The organism is Roseateles sp. (assembly GCF_049240545.1).
Lineage (GTDB): Bacteria > Pseudomonadota > Gammaproteobacteria > Burkholderiales > Burkholderiaceae_C > Paucibacter_A.
Genome location: NZ_JBMLSK010000282.1, coordinates 1 through 22,580, shown reverse-complemented (window position 1 = coordinate 22,580; position 22,580 = coordinate 1). Strand labels below are relative to the sequence as shown.

The 22,580-nt window shown below is 63.0% G+C and carries 16 protein-coding genes; 11 read left to right on the top strand and 5 right to left on the bottom strand.

Annotated elements, in window-relative coordinates; all coding sequences use genetic code 11:
- Positions 1 to 31: 31 nt before the first annotated feature.
- Positions 32 to 2,836 carry a TonB-dependent receptor gene (locus tag ACOVRJ_RS18040; protein WP_422045215.1) on the bottom strand — a complete coding sequence of 935 codons (2,805 nt, stop codon included), beginning with the start codon at positions 2,834 to 2,836 and terminating at the stop codon, positions 32 to 34.
- A gap of 438 nt (positions 2,837 to 3,274) precedes the next feature.
- Between ACOVRJ_RS18040 and ACOVRJ_RS18035 the strand changes: the two genes are divergently transcribed.
- The 6 genes from ACOVRJ_RS18035 to ACOVRJ_RS18010 all read left to right on the top strand — a co-directional run bounded on the left by ACOVRJ_RS18035 (position 3,275) and on the right by ACOVRJ_RS18010 (position 10,318).
- Positions 3,275 to 4,585 (top strand): cyanophycinase, encoded by a 1,311-nt coding sequence (locus ACOVRJ_RS18035; protein WP_422045214.1) that lies wholly within the window; start codon positions 3,275 to 3,277, stop codon positions 4,583 to 4,585.
- Between the two features lie 154 nt (positions 4,586 to 4,739).
- On the top strand, positions 4,740 to 5,888 hold the full coding sequence (locus ACOVRJ_RS18030) for a succinylglutamate desuccinylase/aspartoacylase family protein (protein ID WP_422045213.1): 1,149 nt from the start codon (positions 4,740 to 4,742) through the stop codon (positions 5,886 to 5,888).
- Between the two features lie 28 nt (positions 5,889 to 5,916).
- Positions 5,917 to 7,308, top strand: coding sequence for a YfcC family protein (locus tag ACOVRJ_RS18025; protein WP_422045212.1), 1,392 nt, complete (start codon positions 5,917 to 5,919; stop codon positions 7,306 to 7,308).
- Positions 7,309 to 7,374: 66 nt separating this feature from the next.
- Positions 7,375 to 8,421 (top strand): GlxA family transcriptional regulator, encoded by a 1,047-nt coding sequence (locus ACOVRJ_RS18020; RefSeq protein WP_422045268.1) that lies wholly within the window; start codon positions 7,375 to 7,377, stop codon positions 8,419 to 8,421.
- Positions 8,418 to 9,515, top strand: a complete 1,098-nt coding sequence (locus ACOVRJ_RS18015; protein ID WP_422045211.1) for an arginine N-succinyltransferase — start codon at positions 8,418 to 8,420, stop codon at positions 9,513 to 9,515. Before ACOVRJ_RS18020 ends, ACOVRJ_RS18015 begins: the two co-directional genes overlap by 4 nt.
- Positions 9,512 to 10,318 (top strand): arginine N-succinyltransferase, encoded by an 807-nt coding sequence (locus ACOVRJ_RS18010; protein WP_422045210.1) that lies wholly within the window; start codon positions 9,512 to 9,514, stop codon positions 10,316 to 10,318. Before ACOVRJ_RS18015 ends, ACOVRJ_RS18010 begins: the two co-directional genes overlap by 4 nt.
- Before the next feature lie 76 nt (positions 10,319 to 10,394).
- Here ACOVRJ_RS18010 and ACOVRJ_RS18005 read toward each other — a convergent pair whose 3' ends face one another.
- Together ACOVRJ_RS18005 and ACOVRJ_RS18000 are read right to left on the bottom strand one after the other, a co-directional pair.
- Positions 10,395 to 12,422, bottom strand: coding sequence for a M13 family metallopeptidase (locus ACOVRJ_RS18005; protein WP_422045209.1), 2,028 nt, complete (start codon positions 12,420 to 12,422; stop codon positions 10,395 to 10,397).
- An 83-nt stretch (positions 12,423 to 12,505) separates the two neighbouring features.
- Entirely contained in the window at positions 12,506 to 14,506 is a 2,001-nt protein-coding gene (locus tag ACOVRJ_RS18000; protein WP_422045208.1) for a M13 family metallopeptidase, read from the bottom strand.
- Between the two features lie 345 nt (positions 14,507 to 14,851).
- Here ACOVRJ_RS18000 and ACOVRJ_RS17995 point away from each other — a divergent pair, with 345 nt between their 5' ends.
- From ACOVRJ_RS17995 to ACOVRJ_RS17980, 4 genes are read left to right on the top strand one after another with little or no spacing between them, the layout of a single operon-like run.
- Positions 14,852 to 16,006, top strand: a complete 1,155-nt coding sequence (locus ACOVRJ_RS17995) for an MlaE family ABC transporter permease (protein ID WP_422045207.1) — start codon at positions 14,852 to 14,854, stop codon at positions 16,004 to 16,006.
- Positions 16,007 to 16,837: an ABC transporter ATP-binding protein gene (locus ACOVRJ_RS17990; protein WP_422045206.1), complete on the top strand. Its 831-nt coding sequence runs from the start codon at positions 16,007 to 16,009 to the stop codon at positions 16,835 to 16,837. It abuts the gene before it with no gap.
- Between the two features lie 42 nt (positions 16,838 to 16,879).
- Positions 16,880 to 17,869: an MlaD family protein gene (locus tag ACOVRJ_RS17985; protein ID WP_422045205.1), complete on the top strand. Its 990-nt coding sequence runs from the start codon at positions 16,880 to 16,882 to the stop codon at positions 17,867 to 17,869.
- A gap of 1 nt (position 17,870) precedes the next feature.
- Positions 17,871 to 18,518, top strand: a complete 648-nt coding sequence (locus ACOVRJ_RS17980) for an ABC-type transport auxiliary lipoprotein family protein (RefSeq protein WP_422045204.1) — start codon at positions 17,871 to 17,873, stop codon at positions 18,516 to 18,518.
- On the opposite strand, the gene ACOVRJ_RS17975 is transcribed toward ACOVRJ_RS17980, so the two are convergent.
- Both ACOVRJ_RS17975 and ACOVRJ_RS17970 read right to left on the bottom strand, forming a co-directional pair.
- Entirely contained in the window at positions 18,515 to 19,372 is an 858-nt protein-coding gene (locus ACOVRJ_RS17975) for a J domain-containing protein (protein WP_422045203.1), read from the bottom strand. The genes ACOVRJ_RS17980 and ACOVRJ_RS17975 overlap by 4 nt on opposite strands.
- A gap of 111 nt (positions 19,373 to 19,483) precedes the next feature.
- A complete protein-coding gene (locus ACOVRJ_RS17970; protein WP_422045202.1) occupies positions 19,484 to 21,637 on the bottom strand; it encodes a sodium-translocating pyrophosphatase in 2,154 nt (717 codons plus the stop codon).
- A gap of 289 nt (positions 21,638 to 21,926) precedes the next feature.
- Between ACOVRJ_RS17970 and ppa the strand changes: the two genes are divergently transcribed.
- Positions 21,927 to 22,466, top strand: coding sequence for an inorganic diphosphatase (gene ppa / locus ACOVRJ_RS17965; RefSeq protein WP_422045201.1), 540 nt, complete (start codon positions 21,927 to 21,929; stop codon positions 22,464 to 22,466).
- The last annotated feature ends 114 nt before the right edge of the window (positions 22,467 to 22,580 follow it).

The window sequence follows — 22,580 nt, the reverse complement described above, 5'->3', positions numbered from 1 at the left end:
GAGCAAGGCCGCCGAGGGCAGACGCTGGGGATCAGCGGAAGGAGTAGCTCAGGCTGGCATAGAAGGAGCGGCCGCGCGGGTCACCATAGGTCGGATCCCAGGTGACCTGGAAGTAACGCGACTGGTTGGTGAACGGCGGGGCGGTGTCGGCCAGATTCAAGATGCCGGCACGCAGACGCAACTCGGGCGAGAAGCGATAGCTGCCGCTCAGGTCCCACAGCGAGTAGGCCTTCACGTCGCGGTTGTTCCACTCCGGCGCCGCCAGGCCCTCGACGTTTTGGTCGCGGTAGCCCGACAAATAAGTGTTGCTCAGCGACAGACCCAGGGCACCGAAGTCCCAGTCGGCTGTCAGCTTGTGGCGCCAGCGTTGCAACGCCTTGTCGTCACGGAACTTGCTCAGGCCATCCACCATCGGGGAGCGTGGGTCGGTCTGGTACTTGTATTCGGTGATCAGGGTGCCCGAGGCGCTCAGGCCGAAGCGGCCCAGGCTGCTGGCTTCGCCGCGCCAGTTGATCGCCAAATCGACGCCCGAGGTGTTGAGCTTGCCGCGGTTCTCTTTCTTGACCTGGATGTAGTTGACGAAACCGCCTGAGTCGCGGACCACGATCTTCGGATCGTTGTAATAGACCGGGTTGGTGAAGATGGTTTCCTCGCCGATCTCCGAGATGATGTCGGTCTTGCGAATCGCCCAGTAGTCGATGCTGCCGCTCCAGGTCCGCGAAGGTTCAAATACCGCGCCGATCGAGAACTGCTTCGATTTCTCGGGCTTCAGCTCAGGATTGGCCGAACGATCGATGGGCAGTTGCGTGGTTTCGCCCGACACGGGGTCCCGGACGAAGCTGGCCGTCACGCCCGCGCGCAAGGGCAGGAACATTTCAGAGATCGAGGGCGCACGGAAACCGGTGCCGTAGGACGTGCGCGCCAGCAAGCTCTTGGTCGGCCGATAGCTCAGGCCAATCTTTGGGTTGGTGGTGCTCAGCTCGGGCGAACTGGTCTTGGTGCGCTCGTCATTCACGGCCTTGTAGCGATCGTGTCGGATCGCGAACTGGGCCTCCAATTCCTTGGTGAACGGGGCGCTCAGTTCGGCGAAGGCACCCATCACATCGCGATGGTTCGAGGTGTCGGCCAACAAGGCACCGGAGCTTGAGCGGTCACCCACCGTGTCATTGGCCTTCAGCACATCGCTGGCCGAGAACTCCGTCTTCTCGCGGCGGATTTCGGCGCCCAAAGCCAGTTGCAGGTCACCGCCGCCCAAGGCGGTCAAGGCGCGGGTCAGCTTGCCGTCGAGGCTCTGGGACGTGCCTTTGGCGATGCGTGCGCCGCCGTCCACGCGAATCGATTGCATGAATGCCCGGCCAGCCTCAGCATTGCCCGGTTGGAAGGGGTTGTACTTGCCGGTCTTGATGCCATCGAGCATCTGAGTGAAGGACACCCAGCCGTCGAGATTGGTGTCGGTGGCCTTGTTGACGCTTTGGTTCAAGGCCGTGTCGTAGTCCCAGTCGCCGAGGCGGCCGTTGGCGCCAATCACGATGCGGCTGGCTTCGCTTTCGACGCGGCTGGTGCGTTTGCCCGCATCTTGTAGGCGGAAGCGGAAGGCCACCGGTGTGGTGATGCCGGTCACGGCTTGCAAGGAGGCTGGCAAGGTGATGCCGCGTGCCGTGGTGATGCTGGATGAGGTGGCGGGTGATGCGGCGTAGTCGGTCTCGGTCTTGCTGAACAAGGCTTCAGCAAAGAGTTGGTGATCATCGCTGAGCTGGAAGGTCGCCCGGCCGATGATGTTGGCCTTGCTGGATTCGGGATAAATCTCGGTATCGCCCATGTAGTTGTAGGCGCAACCTTCAACGCCACCCAATGAAGCCGGGGAGACCGAGTTCGGATTGCTGCCGCCGGTGCAAGAGGCCTTGGCGAAGTTGACCCGCCGGGCCGAGGAGCCCGGCACCTTGGGTGCCCAAGTGCCGTTGGCGCCGCTGCCTTTCAGCGCGGTGTTCGGATTGGCCAGCACGAAAGCGTTCAGGTCGCGCAGCTGTGTCGAGGTCAGGTCGACGTTGGCCGGGAAGGGGTTGCTGGACAACTGCGGTGCCAAGCGGCCGGGCAGGTCATATTCCTGAATGAAGTCGCGCTGTTGGGAGTTCAGGGATTCGAGCTTTTGAACGTCGATGGCGGCGAAGACATTGAAGCGATCGCGGCTCAGGTCACCATAGCCCGCTGAAGCCGACACCGTCTTCTTGCCGGCGCCCCCCTGCTGGGTGCCCAGGACATAGGCGCTCAAGTCCACGCCTTGGTAGTCCTTGCGGGTGATGAAGTTGATCACGCCGCCCATGGCGTCGGTGCCGTAGATGGCCGAGGCGCCGTCTTTGAGCACCTCGACGCGCTGGATCGCGCCGGCCGGAATATTGTTCAAGTCCACTCCGGCGTTGTCGCCCGGCGTGGCGAAGTTGGCCAGCCGACGACCGTTGAGCAGCACCAAGGTGCTGGAGACCCCCAGGCCGCGCAGGTTCGCGCCATTGAAGCCGCGCTGGGCGCCGGCTTGATCGCTGATGCTGGCGCCGTCGGTCAAGCCGCCGACATTGGAAGTTATCTTTTGCAGCAATTCGGCTGCAGTGGTGACGCCGGATTTGTCGATGTCGGCGCGCTTGATGGTCTCAACCGGCAGGGCGGTCTCGCCGTCAATCCGTTTGATGCTGGAGCCTGTCACTTCAACGCGCTCGAGCTTGGCTTCTTGGGCTTGCACTTGCAGGGCCTGCGCGGCAAGTAGCAGCATGGCGGCTCGACTCAGGCTTTGCAGCTTGAAAGAACGATCGGCCGACTGGCGGCGCTTGGCGGGGTGTGTAGTCATGGTTTGGCCTGGTTCGCTAGGAGTTGGGGGAGGAGTGAATGAACGCTGAAGTGACGGGCTCGGGGCGCTGGTTTGGCAATCGCTGCCGGGGGCTGTGCAAGCCCCGATACCAGCAGCCCTCGTGTCCGGCTTGTGATCACTCTAGGAGCGGCGCCGATGACTTGCCTATGGGGTTTTGGTGGCTTGGTCCGATTTGCGCAAGTCCGTGTCGCTTGGTCGCAAACCCCCGATCAACAGCCGCAACAGCGCTTGCAGCGTTGCGACATGCACTTGCGTTGCGGGTTCATTCGCTGCACTTTTGGGGCCTTACCCGCTGTTCAAGCCCAGGCGGCTTTGCCAGACTCTTCGCATCCCATTTCGCCAGGGCTGACTGCTGCAGCATGCTTGCGCTGGCTCAAGCCCGGTCCTCTTCCTCCCCCTCTTCGTGAACTGAAACCTATGTTTGTTCAAAGAAAAACTTCTCGACCCTCGCTGGATGGCGCTCCTGCGGCAGGCCTGTCGAAAGTGGCGGCCTCGCTCTGTATCGGATTGGCATTGGCCTTGTCGAGCGGGCCGGCCATGACGGCGACGCCCGAGCGAGGCGCCCTCGTCATCATGGGTGGCGCCCTCAAGTTTGATAACACCGAAGTCTGGAAGCGCATCGTCGATGAGGCCGGCGGCCCTGGGGCCCGCTTCGCCGTGTTCGCCACCGCTGCGGCCAACCCCGAGCGCAGTGCCGAGCAGATCATTGCCGCCTTGAATGCGCAAGGCGCGCGCGCCGAAGCGATTCCCGTCGCACCGCGATTGAAGGGCGTGGACCTGCAGGCCAACTTGAAAGATCCGGCGCTGTTGAGCAAGGTCTCCGCCGCACAGGGCGTGTTTTTCTCGGGGGGGGCTCAAGAGTTGATCGTCGATACCTTGCAGCCCGGTGGCCAGCCGACCGAGATGCTGAAGGCCGTTTGGTCGGTGCTGAATCGCGGCGGTGTTGTGGCCGGCACCAGTGCTGGGGCGGCCATCATGAGCAGCACCATGTTCCGCGATGCACAGGATGTGCTGCATGTGATGAAGGGGCATCTGCGCGTCGGCAAAGAGGTGGACCGGGGTCTGGGTTTTGCCGGCCCCAAGCTGTTTGTGGATCAGCACTTTCTCAAGCGGGGTCGCATCGGTCGCTTGCTTCCGCTGATGCAGGCCGAGGGCTATCAGCTGGGGATTGGCGTCGAGGAGAACAGTGCTGCCGTATTGCGTGCCGATGAGATCCAGGTCTTGGGCGGCAAGGGCGTGCTCTTGGTCGACCTGAGTCAAGCCAGCAGCGATGCCAAGCTGGGCGCCTTCAACATCCGCAATGCGCAACTCAGCTACCTGGATCGCGGCGATCGTCATCATCTGAAGACCGGGGTGACGACGCCATCACCCGCCAAGCTGGCCGGCCATGCGATTGATCCGACGGGCAAGGACTTCAAGCCCTACCACCACAAGCAAGCGTTCTATATGGACATGCTGGGTGACACCACCATTGTCAACGCCATGGGGCAGTTGCTCGACAGCCCTTATCCAGAAGTGTTGGGCGTGGCCTTCAATGGCCGCAGGCTCAAGGATGATCCCCAGCCCGACCTGGGCTTTGAGTTCCGGCTTTACAAGGGCGAGGGCACGCGGGGCTGGTACAGCGGCGCCATGGGCGGCGAGGATTACACCGTCTTGCGCATGCGCCTGGATGTCCAGCCGATTGTGATCAAGCGGCCTTTTTACACCGCGCTGGAACCGGTGCGCTGATCGGCCTTCGGGCTGACAGCGTTCGCGCCGGCGTCGGGTGGGCTTGAAGTTCACGCAAGACCTCCCGGCTGGCCGCCCCAATTTTCTCGAAACTTTTTGGCCCGTCTCATGCCTTCAGGGCGTGAGGTGAGCCTTGTCATGACTGGAACACGCCATGCGTACCAAGCTACATGCCCTTCAGCCGGCCAGCGCGCCCATTCAACGGCAGCTGCGCAGCCTTCACTTCGGTCGCGCCAGCAGCGGGCGCAAAGCCTATATCCAAGCGTCTTTGCATGCCGATGAGGTGCCGCCGATGTTGGTGGCCCAGCACCTGATCACGATGCTGCGTCAGATCGATGCTGCCGGCTTGATCGAAGGCGAAATTGTGCTGGTGCCCATGGCCAATCCGATCGGCCTGTCACAGGAAATGCAAGGCAGCTTGTGCGGACGCTTTGATCTGGCCACCGGCATCAACTTCAATCGCCACTACCAGCACCTCAGCGCTGCGCTGATCCCGCTGCTGGAGCCCGTCTTGAGCGCAGATCCCGTTCACAACACCGTGCGGGTTCGAGAGGCCAGCCTGTCACTCTTGAACGAACGTGCCGCCTCGCCGACCCTCACAGAAACCGAGCGACTCAAGCTAACCCTGCAGATCCTCGCCACCGATGCCGATCTGGTGCTGGACCTGCATTGCGACACCCAGGCCGTCATGCATGTCTACACCGGCACACCGCTGGCCGAGGCGGCGCGTCCCTTGGCTCAGCTTTTGGGGGCTCAAGCCTTGCTGGTGGCTCTTGATTCCGGTGATCAGCCTTTCGATGAAACGGTCTCTCGCAGCTGGTGGGAACTGGCCGCGCATTTCGGGCCGGAGCGACCGATTCCGCTGGCTTGTTTTGCCGCCACGGTGGAGTTGCGCGGCGAGCAGCAGGTCGACGATGGCCTGGCGCGAGACGATGCATTGGCGCTCTTGCAGTTTTTGCGCCTCAAGGGCCATTTGGCGGAAGGGCCCGCCTTGCCCTTGCCGGCCCTGGATTTGGCCTCCCGTCCCTTGTGTGAGCCCACGCCCTTGGAAGGTGTTGAACCCATGGTCGCGCCGCACCACGGCATCTTGCTGTTCTTCAAATCGCCGGGCGACGAGGTCAGCGCCGGCGAGAAAGTCGCGGAAGTGGTGGACCCCTTGACCGATCAGCGCACTCCCTTGTGCGCCCGTTTTGCTGGACGTTTGTTTGCCAGGGTGAGTCGACGTTATGTCAGCGCCGGCATGCGGGTCTGCAAGGTGGCGGGGCAGCAAGCCTTCCGCAGCGGCAAGTTGTTGTCTTTGTAAAGCCTGAACGCAATAAGATTGCAGACCCATGTCCAAACTGAAATTCCCCAACACCTTTGTACTTTTGTTCGGCCTGCTGGCGCTGATCGCTTTGGCGACCTGGCTGGTGCCCGGAGGTCAATACGAAACGCAGATGATTGACGGCAAGAAAGTCATCGTCGCCGACTCTTTCCACGCTGTGCCCAGCAAGCCGCAGGGTTTCGCGGCCCTGATGACGGCGCCGATCAAGGGCTTTGTCGAAGCCTCCTTGATCATCGGTTTTGTGCTGATCGTGGGCGGTGTCTTCTCGGTGCTGCAGCGCACCGAGGCGATTGACGCCATGATCAAGTCGGTGGCCAAGGCGCATAAGCATTCCGCCTGGGTGCGTGCGGGCTTGATCCCGGTCTTCGTGACCTTGTTTTCGCTCGGCGGCGCCACCTTCGGTATGGCTGAAGAAGCGATTCCCTTTGTGTTGATCTTCATTCCGCTCGCTTTGGCCTTGAAGTACGACACCATCGTCGGGGTTTCGATTCCCTTTGTCGGTTCGCAAATTGGTTTTGCGACCGCCTTCTTGAATCCCTTCAATGTGGGGGTGGCGCAAAGCATCGCCGGTGTTCCCATGTTCTCGGGCATTGGCTTTCGTTTTGTGTGCTGGGCGATCTTTACCAGCCTGACCATTGCGTTCTTGATGTGGTACGCCGCGCGCATCAAGCGCAATCCCAGCTTGAGCCCTTGCTTTGAGATGGATGAGGAAAAGCGCAAGCACCTCAACACCGCTGACTTCGAGAACTTCGCCGGCATGACCGGCACGCACAAACTGGTGCTGGCCGTCTTCGTCGGCGCCTTGGGCGTGATGATCACCGGTGTGGTCAAGTTCGGCTGGTACATCGAAGAGATCGCCGCCCTGTTCTTGGTGATGGCCATTGCCGTGGGTGTGATCGGTCGCCTGAATGCCGAGGAGTTTATGGCCAGCTTTTTGTCCGGCGCCAAGGATCTGGTGGGCACCGCCTTGGTGATCGCTCTGGCCAAGGCCACCGTGGTCTTGATGCGCGACGGCCAAATCATCGACACCTTGCTCAACGCGCTGGTGCCCTTCGTCGAGTCCAGCAGCCCGATCTTCTCGGCGCAGAAGATGTTCCTGATCCAGTCGGTGATCAACTTCTTCATTCACTCCGGCACCGGTCAAGCCGCATTGACCATGCCCATCATGGCGCCGCTGGCGGATTTGGTCGACGTGAGCCGGCAAACCGCCATCTTGGCCTTCCAGTTCGGTGAGCTGACCACGCCCGTCATTCCGACCTCGGGCATCACCGTGGGCGTCTTGGCCTTGGCTGGCATTCCCTGGACCAAATGGGCGCGCTGGATGCTGCCTTTGCAGCTGATGTACCTGGTGGTGGCACTGGCCTTGCTGGCTGTTCCCTCCATGATCAACTGGCAGTGAGGCCTGAGTCCATCATGGGCCCGCCTGAAGCCCTGCTGCATCCATTAAAGTGCAGCGGTGAATCGAATGGCTCATCCTCCTAGCGCTGGCGCCGCGGCACTTTTGACGCCGCCGCCGGCCTTGCCCGCCCAGGCGCCAGAGCTGCGCGCCTGCGGGCTTTTGCTTTTGGACGGGGTGCGCTTATTGCCCTTGGCCGGGGTGCTGGAGGCGCTGGAATGGGCCTCCCGTTTGCAAGTCGAGGCGATTTATCCCACCACGTTGCTAAGCCCCTCGGGCTTGCCGGTGCAGTGTGGCGCGCTTGAACTGCGCACCGAGGCGCTGACGCTGGGCTTGCCCTGGCATGTCGTGTTTGTTTGCGCGGCCGAGGGCAGTGAAGCGTCGCAAGAGGTCTTGCAATGGCTGCGCGAGCAGGCGCTCGCCGGTGTCGCGCTGGCCGGTGTGGATGGCGGCAGCGCCATCTTGGCGGAAGCCGGCCTGCTCAACAATGAGCGTGCGACGGTGGACGGGCATTTGCTGGAGGCCTTGCAAGAAGACTTTCCCGATGTGGTCTGGAGTGGCAACGTTTGGGAGATGAATGCGCAGGCCAACCGACTCAGTTGCGCCGGCGGCAGCGCCAGCCTGGATTTGTTGATCGCCTGGCTGGCGCGCAGCCATGGCGAGCGACTGGCGCAAGACCTGACCCTCAGCCTCGGCGTCGAGCGCCCGCGCGGTCGGGATGAACGCCAGCGCCGACCGTCCAGCGATCAACGCGGCGGCAGCCCCAAATTGGCCGAGGCCTTGAGTCTGATGGAGGCCAATCTGGCCGAGCCGCTGCCGACCGAAGAAGTGGCCCGCCTGGTCGGCGTCTCGCGTCGTCAGTTGGAGCGCCTGTTCAAGCAACACCTGGACGCCTTGCCCTCGCGCTACTACCTCGAGTTGCGCCTGAATCGGGCTCGCCGGCTCTTGCAGCAAAGCAGCCAGTCGATTCTGCAGATTGGACTGAGCTGCGGCTTCTCGTCCGGCCCCCATTTTTCAAATGCCTACAAGGCGCATTTCGACAAGACACCGCGTGATGAGCGCAGCCAGCGCGCCGCGGCCTGGCGTCGCCCCGCAGGAGAGCCCCCCTCACCATGACCCATCCTCACCAGCTTGTTTTGCGCCCGGTTGCGCCCAGTGATTTGCCCGCACTCGAGGCCATCGCGGCGGCCACCGCGCATGGCATCAGCTCCCTGCCCAGCGACAGCAACAAACTGCGGGAGCGCATTGAACGCTCGGTCGAGTCTTTCAGCAGCCCTGATGACGCCAGTGGCGAAGAGACTTATCTGTTCGTGCTGGAGGATTTGTCGCGCGGCCAGGTGGTGGGCACCAGTGGCATCGCCGCCAGCGCCGGCTTTCATGACCGTTTTTACAGCTATCGCAATGAATTCGTGGTGCATGCCAGCGCGGCTTTGGGCGTCAGCCAGCGCATGCATACCTTGCACTTGTGCCATGACTTGACGGGCTACACCCTGCTGACCTCGTTCTTCATTGCGCCCGAGTACGCACAAGGCTTGGCACCTCAACTGCTGTCACGAGCCCGACTCTTGTTCATCTTGCAGTACGCCGAGCGATTCAATGAGCGCATCGCGGCAGAGAATCCGGGTCTGGCCGATGAGGAAGGCCAAAGCCCGTTTTGGGATGCGGTGGGGCGGCGCTTTTTTGACATGGACTATCCACAAGCAGAAACCGTGACCGGTGGACGCAGCAAGGCCTTCATCGCCGATCTGATGCCCCATTCACCGATCTATGTGCCCTTGTTGCCCGAGGCCGCTCAGTTCGCCATCGGCCAGTTGCATCCGGTGGGCGAGTTGCCGTTTTCGATCCTGCAAGATGAGGGTTTTGATGCCGACACCTATATCGACATTTTCGATGGCGGTCCGACGGTCGAGTCGAGCCTGGGCCTCTTGCGCAGTGTGCGCCAGGCGCGACGCCTGACGCTGCAAGGCGATCTCTCGGAGCCGGCGCAGCCTCGGGCCGAGCTTCAAGGGCAGGGGCCTTTGTCCCTGCATATCGTGGTCAATGCGGAGCGAGCCGGTTTCCGCGCCGTGCTGGCGGAGCTGCCGATCAAGGCTGCGAGTCTGCCGCGCGGGCATGAGGTGCTGCAGCGGCTGGGTGAGCGCCATTCATCGGCCGAAGCCCTGTGGGTCACGCCCTTGGGCGCAGTGATGAGTGAGCGAGGTGGCGCATGACAGACCCTGTGGCTTTTGAGGTGGCGAGCTTGACGCTGCGCGGCTGGTGCGCCGCTGACGCGCAGGCTTTGCACGCCTGGCGCAACCAGGCCGGCCGTGCGCTGCGCTTGCCGGCCGAGGTCCCCGCGGATGGCCCGGAGATGAACGAGACCTGGCTCTTGCTGGCCGAGGTCGGCAGCAACAGGCCGCTGGCTTGTCTACGCCTGGTGCGGCGCTTGGGGATGAGCCTGCCGCGCTACAGCTTTCATCTGGGCCGTGTGGTGCACGCGGCTGCTGAGTTGGGCTTGTTCCGTGCGCAAGCGACGTTGCTGCTGGGCAATGACCACAGCGGAGAGAGCGAACTGGCCGATCTGGCTTGTGCGCCCGACTTGGATGAGCCGACTCAGCAGTCCTTGTTGGCGCGTTTGATTGCCGCCGCCTTGCAGCGCATCGCACAGCAGGCCGGTCAGGGGTTTGGCACTCAGCTGGTCGTGGAGTTGGCCGGGCCGCGGGAGGCCGGGACGGGCGCTTCACCGTTCTGGCAAGGCCTGGGCGCGCATTTCTATGCTGGCGAGCCCGAACTGGCGCAGCAGCGTTGGGGAGAGGCGTGGTGCAGCCATCTCGCCGCTTTGCTGCCGCGGCAGACGGTGTATCTGTCCTTTCTCAGCCCAGCAGCGCAGGCCGCGGTGGGGCAGTTGGGCGCACCCGCCCGGCCGGCCGCGCAGGCTTTGGCGGCTGCGGGCTTCGGCTTTGCGGATCACATCAGCATCGACGACGGTGGGCCGGTCTGGGCATTGCGGCTGCCGGGCGTCGCAATCGCCTGAGGCGAGTTTGGGCACCCTGTTCGGCCGGGTGAAGGGCCGAACCCTTGAACAGTTGAGCAACTGAACAGCGGCGATCTCACCAAATGCGGATGCGTTCCGCCGCCGGCTTGTGCATCTTGTCGCCGGGCTTGGTCTCAAAGGCCTGGTGGAAGCCGTCGTGGTTGATGGCCGTGCCATTGGCGCGGAACTCGCCGGGTGAGTGGGGGCCCGTGGTCAGCATTTGCAAGGCGCGCTCTTCACGGGCCTTCTCGCGCCAGATTTGCGAGAAGCCGAGGAAGAAGCGTTGCTCACCGGTGTGGCCGCCAATCACAGCCGAAGGCTTGCCGCCCAGCGAGCGCTGATAGGCCTTGTAGGCGATTTGCAGGCCCGACAAGTCGGCGATGTTTTCGCCCAAGGTCAGCTTGCCATTGAGCGTTTTGCCGGGGATGGGCTCGTAGGCGCCGAACTGCGTCACCAAGCGGTCGGCAATGCCTTCGAAGGCTTTGCGGTCGGCCGGCGTCCACCAGTTGCGCAACACGCCATGGCCGTCGTACTGGCTGCCCTTGTCGTCAAAGCCGTGGCTGATTTCATGGCCGATCACCGCGCCGATGGCGCCGTAATTGACCGCGTCATCGGCATTCATATCAAAGAAGGGCGGCTGCAGAATCGCCGCCGGGAACACGATCTCGTTGTTCAAGGGGCTGTAGTAGGCGTTGACGGTTTGTGGGGTGAGCCACCATTCGGCGCGATCCACCGGCTTGCCGGCCTTGGCGATCATGCGGGCCCACTGGAAGCTGCCCGAGCGCTCGCTATTGCCGAAGGCATCGCCGGCGCGCACTTCCAGCTTGCTGTAGTCGCGCCATTTTTCGGGGTAGCCAATCTTGGTCACGTATTTGGACAGTTTGTCCTGCGCCTCGGCCTTGGTTTGGTCGCTCATCCAGTCCAGGCTGTCGATCGAGTCTTTGTAGGCCGCCATCAGGTTGTTCACCAGCGTCTGCATGCGGGCCTTGTAGGCGGGTGGAAAGTGGCGGGCCACATAGAGCTCGCCCAGCGCTTCGCCCAGCGCCGCATTGGTTTCGGTGGTGGCCTTTTGCCAGCGCGGCAATTCGGCCTTGGCTCCCGTCAAGGCTTGGCCTTGGAAGGCGAACTTGGCGTCGCGCAGCGGCTTGGGCAATACCTCGGCATGGGTGCTCAGCGCATGCAGGCTCAGATAGAGCTGCCAGTCCGCCAGCGACTGCTCGGCCACGAGTTGCGAGATGGCCGCAATGGCGCTGGGTTGCGAGACCGAGAGGCTGGCCGTGTCGCCCAGGCCGGCGTTCTTCATGAAGCCGGCCCAGTCAAAGCCCGACGCCAGCGCAGCCAGTTCAGCCGGCGTCATCGGGTTGTAGGTTTTGACTGGATCGCGGTTGTCGACCTTGTCCCATTGCACCGTGGCAATGCGTTCCTCCAGGGCCATGACGCGCAGGGCTGCGGCCTCAGGCTGTTTGTCGCCGAGTTGGCTGGCCAAGGTGCTCAGATAGAGGCGATAGGCCTCGCGCGCCTTCATCATGCGCGCATCGTCCTTCTTCAGGTAATAGTCGCGGTCCGGCATGCCCAGGCCGCTTTGGCTCAGGCGAACGCCATTGATCAAGGGCGTCTTGGCATCCGCCATGACGAAGACGCGCACGGGCGAATTGCTGCGCATCTGGTTGGCACCCAGCCAGGCGGCCAACTCGGCCTTGGACTTGATGGCCTGGATGCTGGCCAGCAGCGGCTGAATCGGGGCCAGGCCGCGCTTGTCGATGCTCGCGGTGTCCAGATAGCTGCTGTAGAAGGCCGCAATTTTTTGCGCATTGCTGCCGGCGGCCTGGGGCTTGGCGGTGAGTTCGTCGATCAACTGGCGCACTTGCGCGTCGGATTGGTCTCGCAGCAGCTCGAAACTGCCATAACGCGATTTGTCGGCGGGGATCTCGGTGTTCTTGATCCAACCGCCATTGACGGCCCTGAACAAGTCGTCTTGAACGCGCACGCTGGGGTCAAAGCCCGATCGGTCCAAGCCGGCTTGGGGCGTCGGTGTGGCGGCGTGGCTGGCGCAAGCGATCTGGATCAGCAGGGCGAGCGCGGAGAGCTTTTGGATGGATTTCATAGCGGCACGACAAGGGGGTTGAAAGAGGACAGGGTCCGCGCCCGATGGGGCTTGGGCTCCATCGGACTCGAGGGCTGGGGCATCTACCAGATGCGGATGCGCTCCCCGCTGGGCTTGAACAGCTTGTCACCAGGCTGGGTGCCAAAGGCCTGATGGAAACCGTCGTGGTTGACCACGCCGCCATTGGCTCTGAACTCGCCGGGTGAGTGGGGATCGGCGGTCAGCTGCTGAAGCATGCGCTGCTCTCGCACCTTCTCGCGCCAAATCTGGCTGAAGCCGAGGAAGAAACGTTGCTCGCCGCTGTAGCCGGCGAGCACCGGCGCGGGCTTGCCGCCGAGTGAGCGCAGGTAGGCTTTGTAGGCGACCTGCAAACCAGACAAGTCCGCGATGTTCTCGCCCAAGGTGAGCTTGCCGTTGACCTTCTTGCCGGGCAAGGCCTGGTAGCCGTCGAACTGGGTCGCCAAGCGCTCGCCCAGGGCATGGAAGGCCCGGGCGTCGGCCTCGGTCCACCAGTTGCGCAGCATGCCGTCACCGTCGTACTGGGCGCCTTGGTCGTCAAAGCCGTGGCTGATTTCATGGCCGATCACCGCGCCAATGCCGCCGTAATTGACCGCATCATCGGCATTCAAATCGAAAAAGGGCGGCTGCAGAATCGCGGCCGGGAACACGATTTCATTGACGCTTGGGTCGTAATAGGCGTTGACGGTTTGCGGCGTCATGCCCCATTCGCTGCGGTCCACCGGCTGGCCGGCCTTGGCCACTTCGCGGGCCCAGGCGAACTGAGCCGCGTGCAGGCGGTTGCCCAGGGCGTCGCCGGGCTTGACCTGCAGGGCGCTGTAGTCCCGCCACTTGTCTGGATAGCCGATCTTGACCGTGTATTTGGAGAGCTTTTCTTGCGCGGCCTTCTGGGTGGCGGGGCTCATCCAAGTCAGGCCTTGGATCGATTCAGCAAAGGCCGCCATCAAATTGGCCACCAGCTCCTGCATGTGAGCTTTGTGAGCGGGGCTGAAATGTGCGGCCACATAGAGTTTGCCGACCGCCTCGCCCAGCGCGTCGTTGACCGCGGCCGTGCCTTCTTGCCAGCGCGGCAAGGGCGTCTTGCTGCCGCTCATGGCCTTGCCGTGGAAAGCAAAGCTGGCCTCGCGGAAGGGCTTGGGCAGGACCTTGGCATTCGCGTCAAGCGTGTGCAGCTTGGCATAGAGCTTCCAGTCGGCCAGGGAGGCCTCACCGAGGAGCTTGGCGATGCCGATGGTGGCGCTGGGTTGGGTCACCGAGAGTTTGTCGATATGGCTCAGCTGCGCGGCGGCAAAAAAGCTGCTCCAGTCAAAGCCCGGCGCAAGGGCGGCCAACTCGGCCGGCGTCATCGGGTTGTAGGTCTTTTGCACATCGCGGTTGGCCACGGCATCCCAGTGCTGTGCGGCGATCTGGTGCTCCAGGGCCAGCACGCGCCGCGCGGCATCGCCGGGCTGCGGCTCGCCGCTCAAACGGGCCAGGGTGCTCAGGTAGCGCAGATAGTCGGCACGCGCCTTGACCATGCGTGGGTCGCTGCGATTGATGAAGTAGTCTCGTTCTGGCAGCCCCAGGCCGCCCTGGTAGGTTTGCACCCGGTTCAGCAAAGGCTGTTTGGCATCGGGGGCGATGAACAGATTCACCGGGGTGTTCAGGAGGCCTTGCTGTCGACCCAGCCATGCAGCCAGTTGCTGGCGGTCTTGAATCGCGGCGATCTCCGTCAGCTGCGGCTGCAAGGCCTTCAGACCCGCGCGGTCGATGGCGGCGACGTCCATAAAGGCGGCATAGAAGGCACCAATCTTTTGCTCATTGCTGCCTGTCGCTTGGGGCCGAGCGGCCAGCTGTTCGACGATGGCGCGCACATGGGCATCGGCTTGGTCACTCAGAATCTCGAAGCTGCCGTGAGAGCCTTTGGATGCGGGGATCTGGGCGCTTTTCAACCAGCCGCCGTTGACCGCCCGGAACAAGTCGTCTTGCACGCGAACCTTGGGGTCGAACTGGGTCAAATCCAGTCCCGGCGCTTCCGAGGCCGCCACGCTGGCGGCGCTATTTCGATCCAGGTCCTGGGCGGCCACTGGAAGGCTTAGGCCCGCGCATTGCAGTGCGAGAACCAGAGTGCAGAGTTTGAAAGTTCGCATGTGAAAAAGGCAAGTGGGTGATGCGCGCTTGATTTCGGAGCAGGCAGCTGGCGCTGTTGTCCGGCCAAGGCGCAAGGCCGACGAGCGGGCCGACCGTCCGAACGAGAGCAAGGCTTGTAAGCCTAATGGCCAGAGGTCATGGTGTCGAAAGTTAGACCTCCGTGCTTTCCCGAATTGTCTGGCGCTTAGGCGCCTGTTGTCGCTCGGAGGCGACGACGCGCAGACACTGATTCAAAGCCCCGCTTCGACGCTATGCTCCATTCATCAGAGATGGAGCAGTGAATGGCGCAAGTCGAGTCTGCGTCCGAGGACGGCGCTGCAACTATTCGCATCAATTCCCCCTCGCTCAGCGCCGGCCGCGAGGCCGATGGGCGAGGCGTGGTCCGAGTGCAGGGGGACTGGAGCCTGCTGCCACTGCGTGAGTTCTTTGAACCCCTGGCGGCGCAGGCCGCTGCGCTGGCCTCCAACTGTGAACGCTGGGATCTGAGTCTGCTGGACCGGCTCGACAATGCCGGGGCCTTGCTGCTGTGGGGGGCCTGGGGCAAAAAACTGCCTGCCGATATGGTCTGGCGCCCGGAACATCAGGCGATGTTTTCGAAGCTGGTCGTGTCCGCGCCGCCTCGGCCGCAAAAGCGGCGCATGCCGCCCAGTGTGGATGCCTTTGGCCGCGATCTTCTGCTGCTGGTCGAGCATCTGTTGGCGGCCACCCGTTTGCTGGGGCAATTGGCGCTGGACTGTCGGCATTTGTTGCGGCATCCGAGTCAGATCGCCTGGCGCGATACTTCAGCGCATATCTACCGTACCGGTGCACAGGCCTTGGGCATTACCGCGCTGGTGGGTTTTCTGGTCGGCATCACCTTGTCTTATCTGACATCGCGCCAGTTGCGCGAGTTCGGCGCCGACATTTATGTGATCAATATTCTGGGGCTGAGCGTGTGGCGCGAGCTCGGCCCTTTGTTGGCCGCCATTTTGGTGGCGGGACGCAGCGGCTCCTCGATGACGGCGCAACTGGGCGTGATGCGGGTGACGCAGGAGTTGGATGCCTTGTCGGTGATGGGGATCTCGCACACCATCCGGCTGGTCTTGCCCAAGATGGCGGCCTTGTCGATTGCCATGCCCTTGGTGGCGCTGTGGACCAGCGGCATGATTTTGGCGGGCGGCATGGTGGCCGCACATGCCACCTTGGGCCTGGAGTACCAGCAGTTCATCGACGGCATTCCCGCCGTCGTGCCGGAGGCCAATCTGTGGCTGGGTTTGGGCAAGGCCCATGTGTTTGGGCTGTTGATCGCTTTTGTGGCTTGTCACTTCGGTCTCAGGATCAAGCCCAATAGTGAAAGCCTGGCGATTGGCACCACCAGTTCGGTGGTCAGCTCGATCACGGTGGTGATCATTGCGGATGCGGTGTTTGCCATCATCTTTCAGGAGTTGGGCATCTAGATGGACGCACAACAGCCCTCAGGTGCGGAGGCGCCGGTGATTGAGGTGCAAGCCTTGACCTCGGTCTTGGGGCGGGTGGTGATTCATCGCAATCTGAGCTTGACCGTGAAGTCCGGCGAGGTCTTGGCCATCATTGGCGGCTCGGGCAGCGGCAAGACGACCCTGTTGCGGGTGATGTTGGGTTTGTTGCGGCCTGCAGCAGGTAGCGTGAAGATTTTCGGCCACACCCTGCATGACTGCGATGCGCAGACGTTGGCCGAGGTTCGCAATCGCTGGGGCGTTTTGTTTCAGCAAGGCGCGCTTTTTTCGGCGCTGAGTGTTTTTGACAATATCGCGCTGCCCTTGCGTGAGTTGAAGGCGGTCCCCCCGCGCTTGCTGAGCGAGTTGGTGATGTTGAAGATTCATCAAGTGGGCCTGAACCCTGCGGATGCGCTGAAGATGCCGGCCGAGTTGTCGGGCGGCATGATCAAGCGGGTGGCGCTGGCGCGGGCGCTGATTTTGGATCCGACCCTGCTGTTCTTGGACGAGCCGACCGCCGGGCTTGATCCGGCCAGCAGCAAGCGTTTTGTCAATCTGATCGAGGACTTGCGCAGCGAGATGAAGCTGACCGTGGTGATGGTGACCCATGATGTGGACACCTTGTTTGCCCTGGCGGATCGCATCGCGGTCTTGGCCGAGCGTCATCTGGTGGCCATCGGCAGCCTGCAAGAAGTCGTCCAACTGCCGCACCCCTTCATCCAAGAGTTCTTTCTTGGCCATTTGAACGAGTGCGCCGAAGACCAGATCCGCACGTACCGCGCCAGCTTGCGGCAAACGCCACGGGCGGCGTGAGCACAGGCTGCTGAACACCGATCACGACAAGGAGTTGCCATCATGGAAAACCGAGCACATGCCCTGGCCACCGGGATCTTCATTTTGCTGCTCGGTGCGGCGTTGGCGCTGGTGGTGGCCTGGTTTCAAGGTGACCGGAGTGAGCAGGTCAACTACACCATCGTCTCGCGCAGCGGCGTTCCGGGTCTGAATCTCAAGGCGGCGGTGAAGTTGCGGGGGGTGATGGTCGGCAAGGTCGAGAAGATCGACTTTGATCCTGCCGATCCGCGACAGATCTTGATCACGATCCGCGTGGCGAAAGACGCCCCCTTGACCCAGGCGACCCAGGCGCGTCTGGGCTATCAGGGCATCACGGGCTTGTCCTATGTGGACCTGTCGGAGCCGCAAGGGCAAGACCTGGCCCCAAGGCTCAGCGCCACATCACCGCCGCTGCAACTGACGCCGTCTTTGTTGGATCAGCTCAGCAGCTCGGGCCCGCAGTTGATGGAGCGGCTCAGCGAGGTGAGCATGCGGCTCAACACCCTGTTGGGGGATGACAATCAAGAGCGTGTGGCGAGGGCTTTGGCGGGTGTCGGGGCCGCAGGGGAGGGCGCGGCCCGCCTGAGCCAGGCCTTGCAACCCACGGCCCTGGCCCTGCCGGCGCTGACACAGCAGTCTCAGTCCCTGTTGAAAGACGCCAGCGCTGCGATGCGCAGTTTTGAGCTCATGAGTGCCCAGTCCACCCTCTTGGTTCAAGACTTTCGCGAGCGCAGCCTGGACTTGCAGCGCCTGGGGCAGGCGGCCCTGCAGGTGCAGACGACGATGAAAAACCTGGAGCTGGCGATGGTGGGCCCGAATCGTGTGCGTACGCAGGCCTTGTTTGATGACTTCAGCCAAGGGGCGAGAGCGGTCGAGCGCGCGGCGAATGATCTGGGTGAACAGCCGCAGAGCTTGATTTTTGGTCGGGCTTCGCCGCCGCCTGGGCCCGGTGAATCGGGCTTTGAGGGTCGTGCTGATCTTCAGTCCGATGCACGTCAGACGCGGAGGCCTTGAGATGGTGCTCTCCCTCATTCCAGTTTTGACGCACGCTCGCCCGCTTGCCCTGGCCGTTGTGCTGGTCTTGTATGGTTGCGCCTTGAATAAGGCCGAGCCTGTGGCCGTGTTCGATCTGGGGCTGCCGCAGGCTTTGGCGACGTCGTCAACTGCAGCGACGCCACCGAGTCTTGCCTTGCCGGCGCTGCAGGTGGTCGATATCGCGGCGCCCACTTGGTTGGCCACAACCGGTATTGCGTATCGACTTGCGTATGCCGATCCTTTGCGCCGCGAGGTCTACCGCGACAGCCGTTGGACGGCGCCGCCGGCTGCCCTCTTGACCGAGCGTTTGCGCCAGCGCCTGGCGATTGAGTCGCAGCAGCAGGGGCAAGCGGGGGCTGGCCAGAGCATTCCATTGCGCTTGGCTTTGGAGGAGTTCGGGCAGAGCTTCGCGGGGCCCAGCCAGTCGCAGGTGCGATTGCGCGTGCGCGCCCGCTTAGGCGATGCAGCGAATGCACCGCAGCGGGTCTTCGAGGTACAGCGCCCGGCGGCTTCGGCCGACGCCCAGGGTGCGGTGCAAGGCTTGAGTCAAGCCAGTGAACAATTCTTGGAGGAACTGCTGGAGTGGCTGCGGCAGCAGCCGCGCCCATCGGGCGAATCGCGGCCTTAACTGGTCGTGGTCGTCGCGGCGCCCATGCGCTCGATGCGACGCAACACAAAGGCGACGGCCAGATCGGACTCTGGCCGCAGACGCTGGCCAATATAGAGCTCCTGGCGGCGCTCGGCGATCTGGGTGCTGAGGCGATTGAACATCACCGCAAGAGGATCCAAGCCCTTGGCTTCGGCTTTGTGGATGGCCTGCCAGAGTTGATGCATGGGATGCGCGCTCAAGGCCACGGAATGGGCCTGCACCACCCGCAGGCGGCCTTGCACGATTTGCTCGCAGCGGCCAAGCCAGGTGCGCAGCGCGTCGACATTGCCGCCATTGACGCGTACCGGGTCTTCTCCTGCAGCCAGCAACAGCACTTCAAGCTGCGCCCGGTTCTGGGCTGCGTAGGCTTCGTTGACTTGCATCATGCCTTGTTCGCGGACGCGCCGGTCTTGATCGTCGGTGGCGAAATCCGGGTGCAGGCGCATGGCCGCGCGGCGGTACAAGGTCTTCAGGCTGGGCGCTGCGATTTCAGTCCAGGTGCCAGCCGGCTCGGGCGGAAGTGGGGTGGAGCCCGGCAGTTGGGGCAGCACCGGCATGGCGGTGGCTTGCGGTGCCAGCGGTGAGCGGGCGGCGATGCCGTTGCGCCTGAGTGCCTCGGCCAGGCCGCTGGTGGCACAGTGCAGCTGCGACTCCAGGGCGTCCAACTCCAGATAGGCGGCGCCCAGGGCTTGGACATAGCGGTCGCAAAACGCCTGGACTTGGCCGCGCAGATCCACAAAGCCCTGTTCCTGCACCCGCAGGTAGCGCTGCAACTCGCCCAGTTGCGAGCGGCGGCGTTCCAGCCCAAGCCTCGCAATCACCGTGTTTGTCATGAGCTTCAGAGTCCCCCGTGTCTGGGCGCTATTGTGGCGTGAGCCAAGGCGGCGCGAAAGTAGAAACAGCCCGCAGGCGGGCTGTTTTTTCCTCAAGCTGGCGCTTCAAGCTCAGGGTTGAGAGGCCGGTGCGGCCGGCAGAGCCGCGCTGGCGGCGCTGGCCGCTGTCGCGTTGGGTACGGAAGCCGCGGCAGCCGCCGCTGGGGCCGGCTTATGGGCGACGGTTTGCATCGGCAGCAGTGGCACGATCAGCAGGGCGACGATATTGATGATCTTGATCAGCGGGTTGACGGCTGGGCCGGCGGTGTCCTTGTAGGGGTCACCCACGGTGTCGCCGGTGACGGCGGCCTTGTGCGCTTCAGAGCCCTTGCCGCCATGGTGGCCGTCTTCGATGTACTTCTTGGCGTTGTCCCAGGCGCCGCCGCCGGTGCACATGGAGATGGCCACGAACAAGCCGGTGACGATGGTGCCCATCAAGAGGCCACCCAAGGCGGCGGGGCCAAGCACGAGGCCCACGATCACCGGCACCACCACAGGCAGCAGCGAGGGGATGATCATTTCCTTGATGGCGGCGGTGGTCAGCATGTCGACCGCGGTGCCGTACTCGGGCTTGCCGCTGCCGTCCATGATGCCCTTGATGTCGCGGAATTGGCGGCGCACTTCCACCACCACCGCCCCAGCGGCGCGGCCCACGGCTTCCATGGCCATGGCGCCGAACAGATAAGGGATCAGGCCGCCGATGAAGAGACCGACGATCACCTTGGGGTCGCTGAGATCAAAGGCAATGTGCATGCCGCGCGCTTCCAGCGAATGGGTGTAGTCAGCGAACAGCACGAGGGCGGCCAAGCCGGCCGAGCCAATGGCATAGCCCTTGGTGACGGCCTTGGTGGTGTTGCCCACGGCATCCAGCGGGTCGGTCACGTCGCGCACGCTGGCCGGCAGCTCCGACATCTCGGCAATGCCGCCGGCGTTGTCGGTGATGGGGCCATAGGCATCCAGCGCCACCACGATGCCGGCCATGCTCAACATCGAGGTCGCGGCGATGGCGATGCCATAAAGTCCGCCCAGCTGATAAGCAGCCAGAATGGCGGCGCAGACGAACAGCACCGGCCAGGCAGTGGAGCGCATCGACACACCCAGGCCCGCAATGATGTTGGTGCCGTGGCCCGTGGTGGAGGCTTGCGCGATGTGCTTGACCGGCGAGTACTGCGTGCCGGTGTAGAACTCGGTGACCCAAACCAGGGCGGCGGTCAATACCAGGCCCACCGCGCAGGCGCCGAACAGGCGGATGCGGGTACCGGCGCCGAGGGCGTCATCCGGCATCACCGCGTTGGTGACGAAGTAGAAGGCAATCAAGGACAGCACACCCGCCACGGCCAAGCCCTTGTAGAGCGCCGGCATCACGTTCTTCATGCCCGGCGAGGCCTTGACGAAATAGCAGCCGATGATGGACGCAATGATGGAAACACCGCCCAGCATCAGCGGATAGAGGATGGCGGCCATCGGTGCGGCAGTGACCATCAACGCGCCCAGCGCCATGGTGGCGATCAGGGTCACGGCGTAGGTCTCGAAGAGGTCGGCAGCCATGCCGGCGCAGTCGCCGACGTTGTCCCCCACGTTGTCGGCGATCACGGCCGGGTTGCGCGGGTCATCCTCGGGGATGCCAGCTTCCACCTTGCCCACCAGGTCAGCGCCCACGTCGGCGCCCTTGGTGAAGATGCCGCCACCCAAGCGAGCAAAGATCGAAATCAAGGAGGAGCCGAAGGCGAAGCCCAGCAAGGGCTTCAGCGTGGTGGGATCGAACTTCTCACCGCCGCTGAGGAACCAGAAGAACAGGCTAACGCCCAAGAGCCCCAGACCCACCACCAGCATGCCGGTGATGGCGCCGCCCTTGAAGGCGACATCCAGCGCCGGGCCAATGCCCTTGGTGGCCGCCTGCGCGGTGCGCACATTGGCGCGTACCGACACATTCATACCAATGAATCCGCAAGCGCCCGAGAGCACCGCACCCAGCACGAAGCCAAAGGCCGACATGGCATCCAGAAACACCGCAATCAGAATCGTCAGCACCACACCGACCACGGCAATGGTTTTGTACTGCCGGGCTAGATAAGCGGCCGCACCCTGCTGGATGGCCGCGGCGATTTCCTGCATGCGGGCATTGCCCGCATCCTGACTCAAGATCCAACTTCGTTGAATGAAGCCGTACAAGACAGCTGCCAGGCCACAGGCCAGGGCGAAATACAGCGCCAAACTCGTCGACATGTACATGTCTCCTTTTGTTTTATCTGCCGTTGGTGAAGTGCGGATGCGGCCGGCTAACGGGATCAGCCCACGGTGAGTGGGTCTGCACGCAAGACGCGGGACGCTGGAATCGATGCTACGAGAAGGCAAGCCGGCAGCGCAATTGCGATTCGTGGGTGTTTACCCAGTGAATGCGGGTAAACGATGCGCTAGGTCAAGGCAGTTTTCCGGCCTGCGCGCCAGGCGCCCGTCAGTTTTGGGCAAGGCCTGCCCTTAGAATCCGGGTTTCCCCTCGTCGAGCAAATTCACTATGAGCCTGCACAACGTCACTCCCGGCGCCAAAGCGCCCGAACAGTTCAATGTCATCATCGAGATTCCGATGAATGCGGACCCGATCAAGTACGAGGTTGACAAGGAAACCGGCGCGCTGTTTGTCGATCGTTTCATGACGACCGCGATGCACTACCCTTGCAACTACGGCTACATCCCCCAGACTCTGTCGGACGACGGAGATCCGGTGGACGTCTTGGTGATCACGCCCTTCGCGTTGACCCCCGGTGTGGTGGTGACCTGCCGCGCCATCGGTGTCTTGAAGATGGACGACGAAGCGGGCGGCGACGCCAAGCTGCTGGCCGTGCCCATCGACAAGATCTTGCCGATGTACCAGCACTGGCAAAAGCCTGAAGATGTGAACCCGATGCGCCTGAACGCCATCAAGCACTTCTTCGAGCACTACAAGGATCTGGAACCCGGCAAGTGGGTCAAGGTTCAAGGTTGGGAAGGCCCTGAAGCCGCCAAGGCCGAGATCGCTTCCGGCATCGCTGCCTACGCCAAGGCCCAGCAAGCCTGATCCGTTGCACCTCATGTGCAGACAAGAGCGCCCCGCGTGAGCCGGGCGCTCTTTTCCATTTCAGGTGATGTCCCGGCGCGTGGTGTAAGTCCACAGCCCGGAGAGGCTGAGATG

What these genes read in the sequence shown, in the direction of transcription:
- ACOVRJ_RS18040 (WP_422045215.1), bottom strand. Translation starts at nt 2,836, where the DNA reads ATGACTACACACCCCGCCAAGCGCCGCCAGTCGGCCGATCGTTCTTTC.
- ACOVRJ_RS18035 (WP_422045214.1), top strand. Translation starts at nt 3,275, where the DNA reads ATGTTTGTTCAAAGAAAAACTTCTCGACCCTCGCTGGATGGCGCTCCT.
- ACOVRJ_RS18030 (WP_422045213.1), top strand. Translation starts at nt 4,740, where the DNA reads ATGCGTACCAAGCTACATGCCCTTCAGCCGGCCAGCGCGCCCATTCAA.
- ACOVRJ_RS18025 (WP_422045212.1), top strand. Translation starts at nt 5,917, where the DNA reads ATGTCCAAACTGAAATTCCCCAACACCTTTGTACTTTTGTTCGGCCTG.
- ACOVRJ_RS18020 (WP_422045268.1), top strand. Translation starts at nt 7,375, where the DNA reads ATGGCTCATCCTCCTAGCGCTGGCGCCGCGGCACTTTTGACGCCGCCG.
- ACOVRJ_RS18015 (WP_422045211.1), top strand. Translation starts at nt 8,418, where the DNA reads ATGACCCATCCTCACCAGCTTGTTTTGCGCCCGGTTGCGCCCAGTGAT.
- ACOVRJ_RS18010 (WP_422045210.1), top strand. Translation starts at nt 9,512, where the DNA reads ATGACAGACCCTGTGGCTTTTGAGGTGGCGAGCTTGACGCTGCGCGGC.
- ACOVRJ_RS18005 (WP_422045209.1), bottom strand. Translation starts at nt 12,422, where the DNA reads ATGAAATCCATCCAAAAGCTCTCCGCGCTCGCCCTGCTGATCCAGATC.
- ACOVRJ_RS17995 (WP_422045207.1), top strand. Translation starts at nt 14,852, where the DNA reads ATGGCGCAAGTCGAGTCTGCGTCCGAGGACGGCGCTGCAACTATTCGC.
- ACOVRJ_RS17990 (WP_422045206.1), top strand. Translation starts at nt 16,007, where the DNA reads ATGGACGCACAACAGCCCTCAGGTGCGGAGGCGCCGGTGATTGAGGTG.
- ACOVRJ_RS17985 (WP_422045205.1), top strand. Translation starts at nt 16,880, where the DNA reads ATGGAAAACCGAGCACATGCCCTGGCCACCGGGATCTTCATTTTGCTG.
- ACOVRJ_RS17980 (WP_422045204.1), top strand. Translation starts at nt 17,871, where the DNA reads ATGGTGCTCTCCCTCATTCCAGTTTTGACGCACGCTCGCCCGCTTGCC.
- ACOVRJ_RS17975 (WP_422045203.1), bottom strand. Translation starts at nt 19,372, where the DNA reads ATGACAAACACGGTGATTGCGAGGCTTGGGCTGGAACGCCGCCGCTCG.
- ACOVRJ_RS17970 (WP_422045202.1), bottom strand. Translation starts at nt 21,637, where the DNA reads ATGTCGACGAGTTTGGCGCTGTATTTCGCCCTGGCCTGTGGCCTGGCA.
- ppa (WP_422045201.1), top strand. Translation starts at nt 21,927, where the DNA reads ATGAGCCTGCACAACGTCACTCCCGGCGCCAAAGCGCCCGAACAGTTC.